Source organism: Mycobacterium sp. MFM001, assembly GCF_003402475.1.
Classification (GTDB): Bacteria; Actinomycetota; Actinomycetes; order Mycobacteriales; family Mycobacteriaceae; genus Mycobacterium.
On sequence record NZ_BFAB01000003.1, the window covers coordinates 353,734 to 370,850 of the forward strand.

General features: G+C 68.2%; 15 protein-coding genes and 1 tRNA gene. 5 read left to right on the forward strand and 11 right to left on the reverse strand.

Annotated features, from left to right (window positions below; translation table 11 throughout):
• Positions 1-61: 61 nt before the first annotated feature.
• Entirely contained in the window at positions 62-1,321 is a 1,260-nt protein-coding gene (locus MFM001_RS07865; RefSeq protein WP_116374750.1) for an alpha/beta hydrolase, read from the reverse strand.
• Between the two features lie 170 nt (positions 1,322-1,491).
• Here MFM001_RS07865 and MFM001_RS07870 point away from each other — a divergent pair.
• Positions 1,492-1,565: transfer RNA gene (locus MFM001_RS07870), tRNA-Arg, on the forward strand.
• Positions 1,566-1,570: 5 nt separating this feature from the next.
• On the opposite strand, the gene MFM001_RS07875 is transcribed toward MFM001_RS07870, so the two are convergent.
• Complete coding sequence (locus MFM001_RS07875; RefSeq protein ID WP_116374672.1) at positions 1,571-3,007, reverse strand: wax ester/triacylglycerol synthase family O-acyltransferase; 1,437 nt, start codon at positions 3,005-3,007, stop codon at positions 1,571-1,573.
• A 324-nt stretch (positions 3,008-3,331) separates the two neighbouring features.
• Here MFM001_RS07875 and MFM001_RS07880 point away from each other — a divergent pair, with 324 nt between their 5' ends.
• A complete protein-coding gene (locus MFM001_RS07880; RefSeq protein ID WP_116374673.1) occupies positions 3,332-4,090 on the forward strand; it encodes an enoyl-CoA hydratase in 759 nt (252 codons plus the stop codon).
• 3 nt (positions 4,091-4,093) lie between these two features.
• On the opposite strand, the gene MFM001_RS07885 is transcribed toward MFM001_RS07880, so the two are convergent.
• The 8 genes from MFM001_RS07885 to MFM001_RS07920 form a co-directional block, all read right to left on the reverse strand.
• The gene (locus MFM001_RS07885) at positions 4,094-5,230 is read right to left on the reverse strand and encodes a dihydrolipoamide acetyltransferase family protein (protein ID WP_116374674.1); all 1,137 of its coding nucleotides are present in this window, start codon (positions 5,228-5,230) and stop codon (positions 4,094-4,096) included.
• The gene (bkdB, locus tag MFM001_RS07890) at positions 5,227-6,258 is read right to left on the reverse strand and encodes a 3-methyl-2-oxobutanoate dehydrogenase subunit beta (RefSeq protein ID WP_116374675.1); all 1,032 of its coding nucleotides are present in this window, start codon (positions 6,256-6,258) and stop codon (positions 5,227-5,229) included. Before bkdB ends, MFM001_RS07885 begins: the two co-directional genes overlap by 4 nt.
• Positions 6,259-7,326: a pyruvate dehydrogenase (acetyl-transferring) E1 component subunit alpha gene (pdhA, locus tag MFM001_RS07895; RefSeq protein WP_116374751.1), complete on the reverse strand. Its 1,068-nt coding sequence runs from the start codon at positions 7,324-7,326 to the stop codon at positions 6,259-6,261.
• Between the two features lie 90 nt (positions 7,327-7,416).
• Positions 7,417-8,235: a CoA ester lyase gene (locus MFM001_RS07900; protein ID WP_116374676.1), complete on the reverse strand. Its 819-nt coding sequence runs from the start codon at positions 8,233-8,235 to the stop codon at positions 7,417-7,419.
• Positions 8,225-8,716, reverse strand: coding sequence for a MaoC family dehydratase (locus MFM001_RS07905; protein WP_116374677.1), 492 nt, complete (start codon positions 8,714-8,716; stop codon positions 8,225-8,227). Before MFM001_RS07905 ends, MFM001_RS07900 begins: the two co-directional genes overlap by 11 nt.
• 57 nt (positions 8,717-8,773) lie before the next feature.
• Positions 8,774-9,934, reverse strand: coding sequence for an acyl-CoA dehydrogenase family protein (locus tag MFM001_RS07910; protein WP_116374752.1), 1,161 nt, complete (start codon positions 9,932-9,934; stop codon positions 8,774-8,776).
• Between the two features lie 3 nt (positions 9,935-9,937).
• Entirely contained in the window at positions 9,938-11,908 is a 1,971-nt protein-coding gene (locus MFM001_RS07915; RefSeq protein ID WP_116374753.1) for an acetyl/propionyl/methylcrotonyl-CoA carboxylase subunit alpha, read from the reverse strand.
• A gap of 2 nt (positions 11,909-11,910) precedes the next feature.
• Positions 11,911-13,461 (reverse strand): carboxyl transferase domain-containing protein, encoded by a 1,551-nt coding sequence (locus tag MFM001_RS07920; RefSeq protein ID WP_116374678.1) that lies wholly within the window; start codon positions 13,459-13,461, stop codon positions 11,911-11,913.
• Positions 13,462-13,542: 81 nt separating this feature from the next.
• Between MFM001_RS07920 and MFM001_RS07925 the strand changes: the two genes are divergently transcribed.
• Both MFM001_RS07925 and MFM001_RS07930 read left to right on the forward strand, forming a co-directional pair.
• Positions 13,543-14,163: a TetR/AcrR family transcriptional regulator gene (locus MFM001_RS07925; protein ID WP_116374679.1), complete on the forward strand. Its 621-nt coding sequence runs from the start codon at positions 13,543-13,545 to the stop codon at positions 14,161-14,163.
• A gap of 7 nt (positions 14,164-14,170) precedes the next feature.
• A complete protein-coding gene (locus MFM001_RS07930) occupies positions 14,171-14,929 on the forward strand; it encodes an MmpS family transport accessory protein (RefSeq protein ID WP_116374680.1) in 759 nt (252 codons plus the stop codon).
• On the opposite strand, the gene MFM001_RS07935 is transcribed toward MFM001_RS07930, so the two are convergent.
• The gene (locus MFM001_RS07935) at positions 14,926-16,260 is read right to left on the reverse strand and encodes an MFS transporter (RefSeq protein WP_116374681.1); all 1,335 of its coding nucleotides are present in this window, start codon (positions 16,258-16,260) and stop codon (positions 14,926-14,928) included. The genes MFM001_RS07930 and MFM001_RS07935 overlap by 4 nt on opposite strands.
• 49 nt (positions 16,261-16,309) lie before the next feature.
• Between MFM001_RS07935 and cmrA the strand changes: the two genes are divergently transcribed.
• The gene (gene cmrA / locus MFM001_RS07940) at positions 16,310-17,116 is read left to right on the forward strand and encodes a mycolate reductase (protein WP_116374754.1); all 807 of its coding nucleotides are present in this window, start codon (positions 16,310-16,312) and stop codon (positions 17,114-17,116) included.
• Position 17,117: the final 1 nt, after the last annotated feature.

Here is a 17,117-nt window from a genome sequence, read left to right on the forward strand (position 1 = left end):
AACGGCAATAATATCAGCCGGCCGGTTTACGAAAGACTTTGCCAGCGGCGCGAATTGGAATTCAGCTGGCAGAAGTGGCCTGTTTGTGCGTTACGCGTCTGCGGGAACGCAGATAACGTCCGTGCACCACACCGAAAAAGTCCGCGACGGCGTCGGCCGTCAGACGGGAGCGCACGGTTCCGACGATATCGAACGCGTGGTGCGCGTTGGGCAGCTCCGCGTAGCACACGGTGCGGGCGCCGGCGTCGCGCAGTGCAGCGCAGAACGTTTGCGACTGCGCCCGCGGAATCAACGAATCGTTCGCGCCGTGCAGCACGAAAAACGGCGGAGCTTCGCTGTGCGCATGCGATATCGGCGAGGCGGATTCGAACAATCCGGGGTCGTCGGCGTAGCGCTTTTGCATCACGAAATGCTCCAGGAACGGCAGCATCAATTCGTGCATTTTCTCGGGATCGGTGAAGTCGTAGACGCCGTAATACGGCGCGGCCGCCTGGACCGTGGTGTCGACGTCTTCGAACCCGGGCTGCAGCCGCCGGTCGTTGGCGGTGAGCGCGGCCAGCGAGGCCAGGTGCGCGCCCGCGGAGCCACCGGTGACCGCGATGAAATTCGGGTCGCCGCCGTAGTCGGCGATGTTCTCGCGGACCCACGCGATGGCCCGTTTGACGTCGACGATGTGCGCCGGCCACGCCTTGCCCGGACTCTTGCTGTAGTCGATCGACACGCAGATCCAGCCGAGCTCGACCATCCGGCCCAGCAGCGGATATGCCTGTCCCCGTTTGCCGTTGAGGGTCCAGGCGCCGCCCGGGATTTGCACCAGCACCGGGGCCCGGCAGCCGCCGGGCAGGTCCGGCCGCCGCCAGATGTCGAGCAGGTTGTCGCGACCTCCCGGCCCGTAGGAGATGTCCGAGGTCTGCGACGCGTAACGACGACGATGGCCGGCCGCGTGCAATAGTCCGCCGCGGCGCGCGCACTCGTCCTGCTCGGTGACGGGATGCGACACCCGGGCGCGGTAATTGGCGCCGAAGGATTCCTCGAGCGCCGCGGTGAGGATGCGGTCGGCCCGTTGCGCCGCCCACATCGTGGCGACCCGGCCGACCGACAGCGGACTCACCCCCGACAGCGCATGGCCGGTCAGCACCTGCGGCGAAAACTCAGCCGACAGCCATCCCGCGAACCAGGCGACGGCGAACGGCGAACCCTGCAGCAGCAGCGCGGCGGCCCGGTAGGTGTCGACCGCCTCCGCCGCCAGCTGGGCGCCGTGGCGCAGCGCCAGCGCGCCCGCCCGAGAGCACCTCGTGGTCACGTTGGTAGCCATGCTCATGGCACGCCACTCCTTGACGTCGGGCCACACATCGCCGGTCAGCGTACGTGTGTCGCGCGTCACAGGTTAGCGAATCACCAATTCCGCCAAGGGGATTTCGCTCGGCGTTGCGCGTCGGGACTTGGCGTTTCCCGGCGTTGGATACACTGACCTGCGCGTAAGACTTTCCGGCCCCCGTAGCTCAGCTGGACAGAGCGCATGACTTCTAATCTTGTGGTCGCAGGTTCGAGTCCTGCCGGGGGCACCTCGTCAAGGTTGCCCGGACGTTGCCGGCACCGTGGGCGGCGCCGATTCACCCGCCAGGGCGAGTATCTCGTCGAAACCCTCATGTAGGCAGCGGGCAAACAGTTCCTCATCCCGCACGGCGGCTCTGTCGTAGTTGACGGTGACGGTGCACCACTCGCCGGCCGACAACAGGACCACCACCATTCCCACACCAGGCACCGAGGCTAGACCGTGCTGCCGTAGCACTTTCGCCCCGGCGATGTAGATGTCATCGCGGTACGACGGCACGTTGCTGGCCACCACGTCGACGAATCCTCCGCTGCTCATCGCGCTCAGCAGGGCCGCCGGCAAAACACTCACCAGGCGCACGACCGAATGGCTGATGTCGCGCGCGGGCTCGTTTCGGCGCCGCGTCATCTGCGCGCGGATCTTGCCCATGCGAGTGACGGGATCGGCCTCGCCGACCGGGGCTGCCAGCATGACGCTGGTGACCTGGTTGGCGTCGGTCAGGTCCGCTTCACCGCGCACATTCACTGGCACCGCCATCGGCAGCGCGTCGATCGGCGTGCCGAGCGCCCGGTGATAGCGCCCCAGCGCGCCGCAGAGGGCGGCCAGAAAGGCGTCGTTTAGAGAACCGCCCCCGGTTTTGGCGGCGCTGAGCAGGGCGGAAAGGCGGAAGTCCAGCGCTTCGCTGCGGCGTACCGGGCTGCGCTCGCGCAGCAGCGGTGACGGCTCGACGGGCCGCCTTGTCACTCGCACCGCTGATCGGGCGTAGTCCACGCCGCCCGCCAGCGCCGACACCGGGTTGCGCATCAATCGGCCAACTGCGCGCAATGCGACCCGCAGCAATCGCCGGACTCCCCTGACAATGGCTCGGGGCAGGCGCTTGATGCCCTCCCACATCAGGTCGTCGGGGGACATGTCCTGCGGAGGTGGTGCCGGAGGTGGCGTCTGGGGCGGCGGATCGCGCTGCAAGGTGGGGATTTGCGCGAACATCTCGAGGGCGCCGATCCCGTCGGTGAGCGCATGGCCGATGCGGAAAAGGAGCGCCGACCTGCCGTCGGCAAGCCCCTCGACCAACGTGGCGGTCCACAGCGGCCGGGAGGTATCCATCGGTGTGCGCAGCATCACGTCGGCGAGGTCGAAGACTTCCCGCGTGGTGCCAGGCTTGGGCACGGGCATCCGCCGCACGTGAAAGTTCACGTCGAAGTCCGGATCCACCACCCAGCGCGGCGCGGTCGTCGGGAGAGTGGGCACCACTACTTTCTGCCGTAGCCGCGGCACCCGGCGGGAGGCCTCTTCGAAATGGACGCAAAACCGGTTCCAGTCCGGCGCGGTGTCGAGGAAGACGACTCCCATGCTGCCCAGCCGCGCGTGGCTATGGGCTTCGCGCCGATGCATCAAATAGTCGCCGGGTGCCAGTTCGCTGGGCAGCCCGGCGGTGCCAGCGGAGTCAACCATCGTCGCGACTCCGCTCCTGCTCCGTCGACCACGTCATCGCCCGGCTTCACCTTTCAACTGCTTCGGACCTCTGCCAAGCACAAGCTAAACCGGCCGACGCGCGGGCGGAGCTAATTGTGTGGATTCGCTGGCTGTTCGGATGGCCGCTCACCAACTCGCGAATGGCATTGGAATTGTGTCGAATAGGGGTCGCGACCTGCGGCTCTGTCGACCGGCGACGCTTGCGCGGCAACGAAAGTGTTCTACGCCTCGGCGGCGGTCGCCGATGGCCGTCCTACTACTCTGAGCTCGCCTGGCCGGATGTTTAGCTCGCGGAGGTGGCACATGACCCAGCCCGACCTCGTGCTCTACCGCGTCGACAATCTCGTCGCGCTGATCACCGTCAACGATCCGGAACGACGCAACGCCGTCGCCGCCGCGATGTCCGCGCAGCTGCGGGCCGCGGTCGAGCGGGCCGAGGCTGATCCGGGCGTGCATGCCGTCGTGGTCACCGGCGCCGGCAAGGCGTTCTGCGCGGGCGCCGACCTGAGCGCGCTGGGCAAGGCCGCCGAGGAAGGGCTGCTGGCCCTCTACGACGGGTTCATGGCGGTCGGCAAGTGCACGCTGCCGACGATCGCGGCGGTCAACGGGGCGGCGGTCGGCGCCGGGCTGAACCTGGCGCTGGCCGCCGACGTGCGCATCGCCGGGCCGGCCGCGTTGTTCGACGCCCGATTCCAGAAGCTCGGTCTGCACCCCGGCGGCGGCGCGACGTGGATGCTGCAGCGCGCGGTGGGTCCGCAGGTCGCCCGCGCAGCATTGTTGTTCGGTATGCGTTTCGACGCGGAATCCGCTGTGCGCCATGGCCTTGCGCTGTCCGTTGCCGACGACCCGGTTGCCGCCGCACTGGAACTGGCCGCCGGGCCCGCCGCTGCGCCGCGTGAGGTGGTGCTGGCGACCAAGGCCACGATGAGCGCCACCGCCAGCCCCGGGTCGCGCGACGACCAGCAACACGAACTGGCCAAGGACACCGAGTTGGGCCCGCAGGCCACGTCGATCCGGTCACCGGAGTTCGCGGCCCGGTTGGCCGCGGCCCGGGGCAAGTAGTCGCTACAGGTCCAGCAGCGCCGTTTGCGGTGACTCGAGGAGCCCGCGCAGCTCACCCAGGAACGCCGCGACCTGCGCGCCGTCGGCGACTCGGTGGTCGAACACGCAGGTCAGCGTCATCTGGGGCCGCACGACGACCGAGTCGTCGAGGGCCATCGGCCGCGGCTTGAGCGAACCCATTCCCAGGATGGCCGCCTCCGGATAGTTGATCACCGGCACGCCCTCGTCGAGTCCGAGCGCGCCGAAGTTCGAGACGGTGAATGTCGAGCCTTGCAGCAGCGCCGGCTTCAGCGTGCCCGCGCGGGCCTGCTCGGTCAGCCGGGCCACCGCTTCGGCGAACTGCCTGGTGGTCATCTGCTGCGCATCGGCGACGACGGGCACGAGCAGACCGCGCGGGGCGGCGACCGCGAAGCCCAGGTGCACGGCGCGGTGGGTACGCACCTGGGGCCCGTCGGGTTCGTCGACCCAGGTGGAATTCAAGATGCGGTGGTGTGTTAGCGCGAGGACCACAAACCGCAGGGTGAGCGCGAACGGTGTGACCTGCAGTTGCTCGTGCAGCCGCAGCAGATTGGTGCAGTCGACCTGGACACTGGCATGGGCATCGGGAATCTGGCTGCGGGCCAATGTCATTCGTCGAGCCATCTCGGCCTGCACGCCGCGCACCGGCAGCACGTCGTCAGTGACTTCCGCGGGTTCGGCCGCCGCCAGCACCGCTTCCCGGCTGACCAGTCCGTCCGGTCCGGGTGGCACGCTGGCCAGGTCGACGCCCAGGTCGGCGGCCAGTTTACGGACCGGTGGCTTGGCTTTCGGGCGGCGGCTGGCATCCAGCGTGTCGTCGGCGCCGTATCCCACTAGTATTGGTGTGCGCGTTGGCGATTCGCCGTTCGACGGGGCGTCAGACGCCGTGTCGATCCGCACCAGCAGCGCGCCGACCGGCAGCACATCGCCTTCGGCGCCATGTGTCTCGACGATGCGGCCCGCGTACGGGCTCGGGATTTCGACTTCCGCCTTGGCGGTCTCCACCGAGCACAGCGGCTGGTTGAGTTCGACCTCGTCGCCGACGGCGACGTTCCAGCTCGACAGCGTCACCTCCTCGAGCCCTTCGCCGAGATCCGGGACGACGAACGGCTTGACGCTCACGGGAGTTCCAGGGCGCGCTCGACGCAGTCCATCAACCGGTCGGGCCCTGGCAGCCACAGCTTTTCGAGCCGCGCCGGCGGATAGGGGGTGTCAAACCCGCACGCCCGCAACACCGGGGCCTCCAACTCGTAGAAGAGCTCTTCTTGAATGCGGGCGGCCAGCCCGGCGCCGTAGCCCAGGCTTCGCGGTCCCTCGTGCAGCACCACACAGCGGCCGGTGCGACGGATCGACGCGGCGACGGTGTCGAAATCCAACGGCACCAGTGAGCGCAGGTCGACCACTTCCAGGCTCCAACCTCGTTGGGCCGCAGCCATTTCCGCGGTCGACAAGGCGGTGGCCACCAGGCCGCCGTAGGTCAGCACGGTGACGTCGGTACCGTCGCGGCGCACCACCGCCTGCCCGATCGGGGGTCCGGGCTGCTCGGTGTCGACGACCTCGCGACCCCAGTAGCGCCTCTTCGGCTCCAGGAACATCACGGGGTCGGGACAGTTAATGGCATGGCGCAGCAGCCAATACGCGTCCGACGGAGACGACGGGACGACAACCTTCAGCCCGGCGGTGTGCGCCCAGTACGACTCGGTGGACTCCGAATGGTGTTCGACCGCACCGATACCGCCGAACGAGGGGATCCGCACCGTGACCGGCATGTCGATTTCGCCGCGGGTGCGGGTGCGGTACTTGGCCAAATGGCTGACTATCTGGTCGAACGCCGGATAGGCGAACCCGTCGAACTGGATCTCGGGCGCCGGCTTGAAGCCGCGCAGCGCCAGGCCGACTGCAATGCCGATCACCGCGGACTCGGCCAGCGGTGTGTCGAAGCAGCGGTCGGAACCGAACGTCTCGGCCAGCCCCTCGGTCACTCGGAACACGCCGCCCTGCGCCGCGACGTCCTCGCCGAACACCAGCACCCGATCGTCGGCGGCCATCGCGTCGTGCAGCGCGCGGTTGAGCGCCTCCACCATGGTCAGCCGCTGTGCGGTGGCCGGCAATGTTGCGGTGCGAGTGGGTGGTTCGACGATCTGGGTCATCTACGCCTCCTGGGCCAATTCCGCCTGCAGCGCTTGCCGTTGGGCTTCCAGTGCGGGCGTGATGTCGGCGTAGACCGTGGTGAACACCTCGTCGACGTCGACGTCGGGCGCGCCGAACAGTGTGTCCCGCAACTCGGTACACATCCGCTGGGACCGGGCCGCAACCCGGTCCGCCAACCGCTGCGACCACAGCCCCCGGCCCGCAAGATAGGTCCGGTAGCGCGGAATCGGGTCCAGCGCCAGCCAGCGCTCGAGTTCGTCGCGGCTGCGGTAGCGGGTCGGGTCGTCGGAGGTGGTGTGCGGGCCGAGTCGGTAGGTGATGGCCTCGATGAGCGTCGGCCCGCCGCCGGCCCTGGCCCGGGCGGCCGCCTCGGCCATCACCGCATAGCAGGCCAACACGTCGTTGCCGTCCACCCGGATGCCCGGCATCCCATAGCCGATCGCCTTGTGCGCGATCGACGGCGCGGCGGTCTGCCGGCACAGCGGCACCGAGATCGCCCACTGGTTGTTCTGCACGTAGAACACGCAGGGCGCCCCGAAAACCGCTGCGACGTTCAGCGCCTCGTGCACATCGCCCTCACTGGTGGCGCCGTCGCCCAGGAAGGCGACCGTCATGGAATCCTCGCCGAGGCGCTGCGCGGCCATCGCCGCCCCGACGGCGTGCAAGGCGTGTGTGCCGACCGGGATCGAGATCGGAGCGCAACATTTCTTGGTGAATTCCAGGCCGCCGTGCCAGGTTCCGCGCCACATGGCGCCGACGTGGCTGGGTGGAATACCCCGCACCAGGAACACACCCAATTCGCGATATTGCGGAAACAGCCAGTCCGACTTGCGCAGACAGGCCGCCGCGCCGACCTGCGCCGCCTCCTGGCCGCGGCACGGCGCGAACAGTGCCAGTTCGCCTTGGCGCTGCAGGTTGACGAGTTCGGTGTCCAGATCGCGGGTGAGCACCATCATCTCGTAGAGCCAGCACAGGGTTTCGTCCGGAAGCTCACGGCTGTAACGGTCTTCGGCGGTCGGCGTCCCGTCCGGTGCGACGAGTTGCACCGGATCGAGGTCGACGGTCATCGGCGTCTGGGCAAACTCGGTCACACCGCCTCCTTCCCGCGGTCACGCGGGTGCGCGGCGGGTCAGAGCAAACCCGGACGACCGGGACCGCTACGAGCCGGAGTCGGTCGCCAGCTGCACGATTCGCTCGGCTCGCCGCAACACTGGCGCATCTACCATTATGCCTTCAAATGCGAAGACACCGCGTTCATCGGCGGCCGCGGCGAGCACGTGTCGCGCCCACTGCACCTGCTCGGGTGTGGGGGCGTAGCCGGCCCGGATCACCGGCACCTGGCTGGGGTGGATAGCAACCTTCGCGTCGAAGCCGACCGCGACCGCGTCGTCGACCTCGGCGCGCAGCCCGTCGAGGTCCTTGATGTCGAGGTAGACCGAGTCCAGCGCAAGGCGGCCGTAGGCCTTGGCCGCCAGCAGCGACTGCGAGCGCACGTGCCGGGCCACCTCCCGGTAGCTGCCGTCCGGGTAGCGGTTGGCGGTGCCGCCGAGCACGGCGAATAGGTCCTCTGCTCCCCACATCACGGCGACGGCGTTGTCGGCACGGACGTTGTCGGTGACGGTCAGCGCGCCCAACGGTGACTCGACCAGCACGATGACGTCCCGTGGTGCCAATGCGGTGACCTGGTCGGGCGCTTCGCATTTGGGCAGCATGACGGTGTCGTACGGTGTGTTCGCCAATGCTTCGAGATCCTGTGCTTGGTCGTCGGTGCCGGACGGGTTGACCCGCACCACGGTGCGGGCCGGGTCGAGCGGAACCTCGACGAGGGCCTTGCGCGCCGCCGGCCGGTCCGCGGCAGCGCATCCGTCCTCCAGGTCGAGGATCACGACATCGGCTGCGGCCGCAGCCTTTCCGAAACGCTCGGGTCGATCGGCCGGGCAGAACAGCCATGCCGGACCCGGATTGTCAAGCGTCATCGGCCGGCCTCATGCGCACCAAGGTTTTGCGGACTGCGGTGGCGACGACGTCGCCGTGCTGGTTGCGTCCGGTGTGGGCGAACGTGAGGATGCCCTCCCCCGGGCGGCTCTTGGATTCCCGTTTGTCGGTGATCACTGTTTCGGCGTACAGCGTGTCGCCGTGGAAAAGTGGCTTGGGGAAGGCGATTTCGGAGAATCCGAGGTTGGCGACGATGGTGCCCTGGGTGAGCTGCGCGACCGACAATCCGACCAGCGTCGACAACGTGAACATCGAGTTGACCAGCCGCTGGTGAAACGGTGGCAGCGCGTCGGAGAACGCGGCATCCAGGTGCAGCGCCTGGGTGTTCATGGTCAACGTGGTGAACAACACGTTGTCGGCCTCGGTGATCGTGCGGCCGGGGCGATGCAGATAGCGCACCCCGATCTCGAATTCCTCGAACCACAGTCCGCGCTGGACGACAGCGCGCTGCTCCTGTGTCACAGCTGGATGGTTCGTCTCGTTCCCGTCACTCACTGCGCTCGTTCCGCTCACTCGACTTCACAGCCCCACCTCTCTGGCGATCAACATCAACTGCACCTCACTGGTCCCTTCACCGATCTCCAGGATCTTGCTGTCCCGGTAATGCCGGGCGACCGGGAACTCGTTGATGAACCCGTAGCCGCCGTGGATCTGCGTGGCGTCGCGGGCGTTGTCCATCGCGGCCTCGCTGGCCACCAGCTTGGCGATCGCCGCCTGCTTCTTGAACGGCTTACCGGCCAGCATCAGCGCCGCGGCGTCGTAGTACGCGGTGCGGGCCGTGTGTGCGCGGGCCTCCATCCGGGCGATGGTGAACTCGATGGCCTGATACCGGCCGATCGGCTGACCGAAAGCCTCACGCTCGCGGGCATACTTGACGCTTTCGTCCACGCAGCCCTGCGCGGCGCCGGTGGACAGCGCGGCGATCGCGATCCGGCCTTCGTCGAGGATGCGTAGGAAGTTGGTGTAGCCGCGGCCGCGTTCGCCGAGCAGGTTCTCCTGGGGCACCCGCACGTCTTGGAACGTTAGCGGATGGGTGTCGGACGCCTTCCAGCCCACCTTGTCGTAGGCGGGTTCGACGATGAAACCCGGTGTGGGCACCGGTATCAGGATCGACGAGATCTCTTTGCGGCGACCCTGTTCACCAGTGACCGCGCTGACGGTGACCAGCTTGGTGATGTCGGTGCCGGAGTTGGTGATGAACTGTTTGGACCCGTTGATCACCCATTCGCCGTTGTCGAGGCGGGCGGTGGTCTTGGTGGCACCGGCGTCGCTGCCGCCGCCCGGCTCGGTCAGCCCGAACGCGCCGAGTGCACGGCCACTGGCCAACTGCGGCAACCACTCTCGCTTCTGCTCCTCGGTGCCGAACCGGTACACCGGCATCGCGCCGAGTGACACCCCGGCCTCCAGCGTGATGGCCACGCTTTGGTCCACCTTGCCCAGTTCCTCGAGTGCCAGGCACAGCGCAAAGTAGTCGCCGCCCATGCCGCCCCACTCCTCCGGGAACGGCAGGCCGAACAGCCCCATCTCGGCCATCCCGGCCACCACCTCGTAGGGGAAGGAATGCTCGGCGTCGTGGCGGGCCGCGACCGGCGCGACCACGCTCTGCGCGAAGTCGCGGACCGTCTTGGCCAACTGCTGATACTCGTCGGGAAGCATCCCGGTGGCCATAAACTCAGCCATCACTTAGCCTTTCACCTTGATCCGGGCCAGCGGCTGGCCCACTTTGACTTGATCGCCGGGTGCGACGAGAAGCTCCACCACACCGTCGACGGGCGCCGCCAGCGCGTGCTCCATCTTCATCGCCTCGACGGTGACGACCACCGCGCCCGTCTGCACCTCGGCGCCGTCGTCGACACCGACCGCGACGACCGACCCCGGCATCGGGCTGGTCAATTCGGCGTCACCACTGTGCGTGTCGTCGGGGCGCACCGGCGCCTCCCGCACCTCCTCGAGCACGACGGTGGCCCCGTCGCCTTTCAGCCAGATCTGGTGGTCAGCCACCGCGACGGTGTACTCGGTTCGCACGCCGTCGAGGGTCACCACCAACTGTTGGCCCGCTAAATGAGCCTGTAGTGAACGGTTTTCGCCGTCTTCGATGCGGGCCGCCGCGTCGGCGGGGGTGCCGGTGATGTGCACGTGGTCGGTGCGCCCGCCGGCCCCCAGCCGCACGCTAACGGGCGCGGCGACGCCGACACGCCAGCCGGACGGCACCTCCCACAGGTCGGCGCCGGGCGCCGGCCACAGCCGCAGCCACCGGTAGGCCGCCGCGGCGATGAAGTGTTCGTCCGAGGGCGGCGCCGCGACGAAATCTCCGGCCCGCCGGTCCAGGAGCCCGGTGTCCAGCCGCCCAGCGGCGACGTCGGGATCGGCCAACAGGAACCGGGCGAATTCCACATTGGTGACCACGCCGAGGACCGCGGTGTCGGCCAGCGCCCGGTCCAGTGCCCGCAGTGCAGCGGCCCGGTCGGCGCCGTGCGCAATCACCTTGGCAAGCATAGGATCGTATTGGCTGCCGACCACCATTCCCGCCGTCAGGCCCGAATCGACCCGCACGCCAGGGCCTTTCGGCTCCACCACCGCAAGCACGTCGCCGCCGGTCGGCAGGAAGCCGCGCGCCGGGTCCTCGGCGTAGACCCGGGCCTCGATCGCATGGCCGTGCAGCGCGATGTCGGATTGGGTGGCGGTCAGCTTCTCCCCCGCAGCGATGCGCACCTGCCACTCGACCAGATCCCAGCCCGTCACCATCTCGGTGACCGGGTGCTCGACCTGCAGCCGGGTGTTCATCTCCATGAAGAAGAACTCCTCCGGCTTGTCGGCGGAGACAATGAATTCCACGGTGCCGGCGCCGGTGTAGTCCACGCTGCGCGCGGTGTCGCAGGCGGCGGCGCCGATCCGGGCGCGCGTCGCCACGTCCAGCAGCGGCGACGGCGCCTCCTCGATGACCTTCTGGTGCCGCCGCTGCAGGCTGCACTCGCGCTCGCCGAGGTGCACCACGTTGCCGTAGGTGTCGGCCAGTACCTGGACCTCGATATGCCTGGGCCGCAGCACGAATCGCTCCAGGAACAGCGTGTCGTCGCCGAAGGCGGCCGCCGATTCACGGCGGGCGCTCGTCAGTGCTGCGGATAGGTCCGCGGCCTGTTCCACCAGACGCATGCCCTTGCCGCCGCCGCCGGCCGACGGCTTGACCAGCACCGGGTAACCGATCTCCTCGGCGGCGGCGATCAGTTCGGCGTCGGTCAGGCCAGGCCGTGCAATGCCGGGCACCACTGGCACCCCGAACTCCGACACGGTCGCCTTGGCGGCGATCTTGTCGCCCATCGTCTGGATCGCTTTGGCGGGTGGGCCGATGAAGGTCAGCCCAGCCACGCTTAGAGCAGCCGCGAAATCAGCGTTCTCCGAAAGGAAGCCGTATCCGGGATGCACCGCCTGCGCGCCCGTGCGCACCGCGGCGTCGACGACCGTGGAGATGTTGAGGTAGCTGTCCCGTGCGGACGCGGGACCCAGTCGCACGGCAACGTCTGCCTCGGCGACATGACGCGCGTCGGCGTCGGCGTCGCTGTAGACCGCCACCGATCGGATACCCATCGCCTTCAACGTGCGGATCACCCGGACGGCGATCTCGCCGCGGTTGGCAACCAGAACTGTCTCGAACACGTTCACATCCTGAACACGCCGTAGGAAACCGGCTCGACGGGCGCGTTGGCGACCACCGAAAGAGCAAGGCCCACAACGGTTCTGGTGTCAGCAGGGTCGATCACGCCGTCGTCCCACAGCCGGGCTGTCGAATAGTACGGGTTGCCCTGGTATTCGTACTGTGCACGGATGGGCGCCTTGAAGGTCTCTTCCTCCTCGGCCGTCATCTCGCCACGCACCGTCGCCAGCACCGAGGCGGCCTGCTCGCCGCCCATCACCGAGATTCGGGCGTTCGGCCACATCCACAGGAACCGCGGTGAATACGCCCGTCCGCACATCGAGTAGTTGCCCGCCCCGTATGAGCCGCCGATCACAACGGTCAGCTTGGGCACCCGCGCGCAGGCCACCGCGGTGACCATCTTGGCGCCGTGTTTGGCGATGCCGCCGGCCTCGTAGTCGCGGCCCACCATGAAGCCGGAGATGTTCTGCAAGAACAGCAGCGGCACCATCCGCTTGTCGCACAGCTCGATGAAATGAGCGCCTTTCAAGGCGGATTCGCCGAACAACACACCGTTGTTGGCGACGATACCGACCGGATGGCCGTGGATGCGGGCGAAGCCGGTAACCAGCGTGGTGCCGTATTCCGCTTTGAATTCGCCGAATTCGCCGCCGTCGACGATGCGGGTGACGACGTTGTGCACGTCGTAGGGAATGCGGGGGTCGACGGGCACCACGTCGTACAGCTCGGTCTGGTCGGCGACGGGGTCGACGGTCGGCAGCACGTCCCAGGCCCGCGGCTGGCGAGGGCCAAGGGTCGCGACGATGCGGCGGATGATGTTCAGGGCGTCTCGGTCGTCGTGGGCGAGGTGGTCGGTGACGCCGGAGGTCTTGGAGTGCAGCTCCCCGCCGCCCAGTTCCTCGGCGGTGACCACCTCTCCGGTGGCGGCCTTCACCAGCGGCGGGCCGCCGAGGAAAATCGTGCCTTGGTTGCGCACGATCACGGCTTCGTCGCTCATCGCCGGCACGTAAGCCCCTCCGGCAGTACAGGATCCGAGCACGGCGGCGATCTGCGGGATGCCCTCGGCGGACAGCTTGGCCTGGTTGTAGAAGATCCGGCCGAAATGTTCGCGGTCGGGAAACACCTCGTCCTGGCGCGGCAGGAATGCGCCGCCGGAGTCGACTAAGTAGATGCAGGGCAGCCGGTTCTGCCCCGCGATTTCTTGGGCCCGCAGGTGCTTTTTGACCGTGATCGGGTAGTAGGTGCCGCCTTTGACCGTGGCGTCGTTGGCCACGATCATGCATTCGCGGCCGGACACCCTGCCGATGCCGGTGATGATGCCCGCGCCGGGGCACTCGTCGTCGTACATGCCGTTGGCGGCCAGCGGCGCCACTTCCAGCAGCGGACTCCCCGGGTCGAGCAGACCGTCTACCCGGTCGCGCGGAAGCAGCTTGCCGCGGCCCACGTGACGCTCGCGGGCGCGTTCCGGCCCGCCCAGCGTAGCCACAGCCAGCTTCTCGCGAAGCTGCGCCACCAATGCTTGGTGCGCATCGCGATTCGCCGTTGAAGAAGTCATCCGCTACCCGCCGAATTCGGTTAATGACGACTAACTCGTGCTATGTTAGTGGAGATTAACTGAAGTGTCCAGGAGACCCCTATGGCAGCATCTGCCACCGCCGACAATCGGCGCAGTCGGCTGAAGTCCGACCGGCGGGCGCAGCTGCTGGCGGCCGCCGAGAGGCTGTTCGCCGAGCGCGGCTTTCTGGCGGTGCGGCTGGAGGACATCGGCGCGGCGGCCGGCGTCAGCGGTCCGGCCATCTACCGGCACTTCCCCAACAAAGAGTCGCTGCTGGTTGAGTTGCTGGTCGGCATCAGCACCCGGCTGTTGGCCGGCGCGCGAGAGGTGAAGTCCCGCAGCGCCGACCCGGCCGAGGCGCTGGACGGCCTCATCGACTTCCACCTCGAATTTGCTTTGGGCGAACCGGATTTGATCCGCATCCAGGACCGCGACCTTGCGCATCTGCCTGCGGCCGCCGAACGCCAGGTGCGCCGTGCGCAACGGCAGTATGTCGAGGTGTGGGTCGGCGTGCTGCGCGAGCTGGAACCCGGCCTTGCCGAGGCCGACGCGCGGCTGATGGCGCACGCCGTGTTCGGGCTGCTGAACTCGACCCCGCACAGCATGAAGCGCGCCGAGAGCAGGGCCGCGCGGTCCCGGGCGGTGATGCGGGCGATGACCGTCGCCGCGCTGAATACCGGTGCAGGTACCCTGCCAGGGTGAGGTGTGCATGAACGATCCGCGTCGACCCGAGCACACCCGTCCGGCTCGGCCCGGCGGCGAACCGACCGAACGGCTCCGCCAGCCGTATTCGCCGTACAACGACCCCGCCTACGCCGGTCAATCGCCGTACTACCAGGGTCTTCCGCCGCGTCCTGGACCGACCGAAACCAACCCGACAGAGAAGTTGCCGCAGTACTGGCTGCAGGACCAGGCCTCGCAGCAGCCGACCACGCCTCCGCCGGGTCGGCCGAAGCCGCCACGCTGGTTGTGGGTGGCCGCGGCCGCAGCGGCGTTGCTGGTCGCGGCGCTCGTCATCGCGCTGGTGATTGCCAACGGAGCGGCCCGGAAGCAGACCGCGGTCGCGCCGCTGCCCGCGATGCCGGGTTCCAAGACGTCCGGGTCGGCCACGTCACCGTCGAGCAGTGCCTCGGCGCCTAGCAGCACCACCACTTCCACTTCCGAGCCGTCGGAATCGAGTGAGACCACCACCAGTGCCGCCGGCGACCAGACCGTCGTCTACAACGTCAGCGGAGAGGGCCGGGCGATCAGCATCACCTACGTCGACAACGGCGGGGTGATGCAGACCGAGTTCAACGTGCCGCTGCCGTGGAGCAAGCAAGTCAGCCTGCCCCAGTCGGGCGATCGCAAGGCCAACGTCACGATCATCAACATCGGCAACAAGGTCACCTGCACCGTCACCGTGGCGGGTGTGCAGGTCCGCGAACACACCGGTTCGGGCCTGACCGTCTGCGACGCGCCGTCTTAACCGGCGGTTTGCGGCACGACGGCGGCACGACGCGGTGCGCGCACCGCCAGCATGGCCAGCAGCCCCACACCGAGCACCACGCACAGCCCGCCCATGCCGGCGCGGACGGCCCCGAAGACGTCGACGAAGACCGAAAACAGCCAGGGCGCAAGGAAAGACACCGCCCGCCCGGTCATCGTGTACAGCCCGAAGGCGACGCCTTCCTTGCCGTGGCGTGACATTCGCAACAGCAGTGTGCGTGCCGACGCCTGCGCCGGCCCGATGAACAGGCACAGCAGCAACCCGCACACCCAGAACGCCCGCGGACCCGACAGCGTCATCAACGTGAGCCCCATCGCGATGATCGCCATCAACGACCCCACGATGACGTTCTTGGATCCGAGTCGGTCGTCGACCAGGCCGCCGGCCACCGCGCCGAGTGCGGCCACCACGCTGGCGGCCACCCCGAAGATCAGCACGTTGGCCTGCGAGATGCCGTAGACGTTGACGCCGAGGACCGCACCGAAGGTGAATACCCCTGCCAGCCCGTCCCGGAAGACGGCGCTGGCCAGCAGGAAGTAGACCAGGTTGTGGTCGCGCCGCCATTCGGCGGAAAGGTCGGACCACAGTCTGCGGTAGCCGCCCAGCACGCCTCCGACGGCCGGCGCCGTGTCGGTAGACGCGGGTAGCCGATGGGCGGTCAACAGCAGCGGCAGGGCGAGCAGTGCCAGCCAGGCGGCGGCCAGCAGCATCGCGGCGCGCACGTTCATGCCGTCGCTGGCCGGCAGGTGCAGCAGCCCGCGGGTGTCTCCTTTGCCGGAGATGAAGCCCAAGTAGACGACCAGCAGCAGCACGACGCTGCCGACGTAGCCGGCGGCCCAGCCGAACCCGGAGATCCGTCCGGAGGTCTGCGGGGTGGACAGCTGACGCAGCATCGCGTTGTACGGGACGCTGGCGAGGTCACCGCAGGCGGCGGTGGCGGCCAGCAGCGCCAGGCCGGGCCACAGGTATGCGGGCTGGTCGCGGATGAGGCTCATTGCGCCGGTCATGAGGACGGCGACGACGGTCAGCAGACTCAGCGTCGCGCGCCGGCGGTGCGGGGACTCCACCCAGACGCCGATGACGGGTGCCAGCAGCGCAATAGTCAACCCGGCGACGGCCAGCGCGCGGCCCAGCCAGCTGGCCGGTGAGGCGCCGCCCGGCATGCCCTCCCCGACGGTGCTGGTCAGATACACCGAGAACACAAAGGTCACCACGATCGCGCTGACCCCGGTGGCGCCGCAGTCCCACAGCGCCCACGCCAGCACCCCGGATCGCCCGGCTGTGCGCCCGCCCGGCTCCGGGTTGCTCATGCTGGGAGGGTAACCGCTGGTAGCGACCCGCATGCTTACGATGGGCCGCATGCCTGTACCCGCTCCCAGCCCCGATGCACGCGCCGTCGTCACCGGCGCATCCCAGAACATCGGCGAAGCGCTGGCCACCGAACTGGCCGCACGCGGCCACAGCCTGATCGTCACCGCGCGACGCGAAGACCTGCTCAAGGAGCTTGCCGGGCGTCTGGTCGACAAGTACGGGGTGGCCGTGGATGTGCGCCCTGCCGACCTGGCCGACCCGGCCGACCGCGCGAAATTGTGCGACGAGCTGGCCGCCCGTCCCGTCTCGGTCCTGTGCGCCAACGCAGGAACTGCGACGTTCGGACCGGTGGCCGGCCTCGATCCCGCGGGCGAAAAGGCTCAAGTCCAGCTGAATGTCCTTGGCGTGCATGACCTTGCGTTGGCAGTGCTGCCGGGCATGGTCGAACGGCGGGCCGGCGGTATCTTGATTTCCGGTTCGGCGGCGGGCAATTCGCCGATTCCCTACAACGCGACCTACGCGGCCACCAAGGCGTTCGTGAACACCTTCAGTGAATCGCTGCGAGGCGAACTGCGCGGCTCGGGTGTGCATGTCACCCTGCTGGCGCCCGGCCCGGTGCGCACCGAACTGCCGGACGAGGCCGAGGCCTCGCTGGTGGAGAAGCTGGTGCCCGAATTCCTATGGATTTCGACCGAGCACACGGCCAAGGTTTCGCTGGATGCGTTGGAGCGCAACAAGATGCGGGTCGTTCCGGGGCTGACCTCCAAGGCGATGTCGGTGGCCAGTGGATACGCTCCGCGCGCGATCGTCGCGCCGATCGTCGGCAGCTTCTACAAGAAGCTGGGCGGCGGATAGA

Coding starts and splice junctions, on each gene's coding strand:
- MFM001_RS07865 (WP_116374750.1), bottom strand. CDS start 1,321: ATGAGCATGGCTACCAACGTGACCACGAGGTGCTCTCGGGCGGGCGCG.
- MFM001_RS07875 (WP_116374672.1), bottom strand. CDS start 3,007: ATGGTTGACTCCGCTGGCACCGCCGGGCTGCCCAGCGAACTGGCACCC.
- MFM001_RS07880 (WP_116374673.1), top strand. CDS start 3,332: ATGACCCAGCCCGACCTCGTGCTCTACCGCGTCGACAATCTCGTCGCG.
- bkdB (WP_116374675.1), bottom strand. CDS start 6,258: ATGACCCAGATCGTCGAACCACCCACTCGCACCGCAACATTGCCGGCC.
- pdhA (WP_116374751.1), bottom strand. CDS start 7,326: ATGACCGTCGACCTCGATCCGGTGCAACTCGTCGCACCGGACGGGACG.
- MFM001_RS07900 (WP_116374676.1), bottom strand. CDS start 8,235: ATGACGCTTGACAATCCGGGTCCGGCATGGCTGTTCTGCCCGGCCGAT.
- MFM001_RS07910 (WP_116374752.1), bottom strand. CDS start 9,934: ATGGCTGAGTTTATGGCCACCGGGATGCTTCCCGACGAGTATCAGCAG.
- MFM001_RS07920 (WP_116374678.1), bottom strand. CDS start 13,461: ATGACTTCTTCAACGGCGAATCGCGATGCGCACCAAGCATTGGTGGCG.
- MFM001_RS07925 (WP_116374679.1), top strand. CDS start 13,543: ATGGCAGCATCTGCCACCGCCGACAATCGGCGCAGTCGGCTGAAGTCC.
- MFM001_RS07930 (WP_116374680.1), top strand. CDS start 14,171: ATGAACGATCCGCGTCGACCCGAGCACACCCGTCCGGCTCGGCCCGGC.
- MFM001_RS07935 (WP_116374681.1), bottom strand. CDS start 16,260: ATGAGCAACCCGGAGCCGGGCGGGCGCACAGCCGGGCGATCCGGGGTG.
- cmrA (WP_116374754.1), top strand. CDS start 16,310: ATGCCTGTACCCGCTCCCAGCCCCGATGCACGCGCCGTCGTCACCGGC.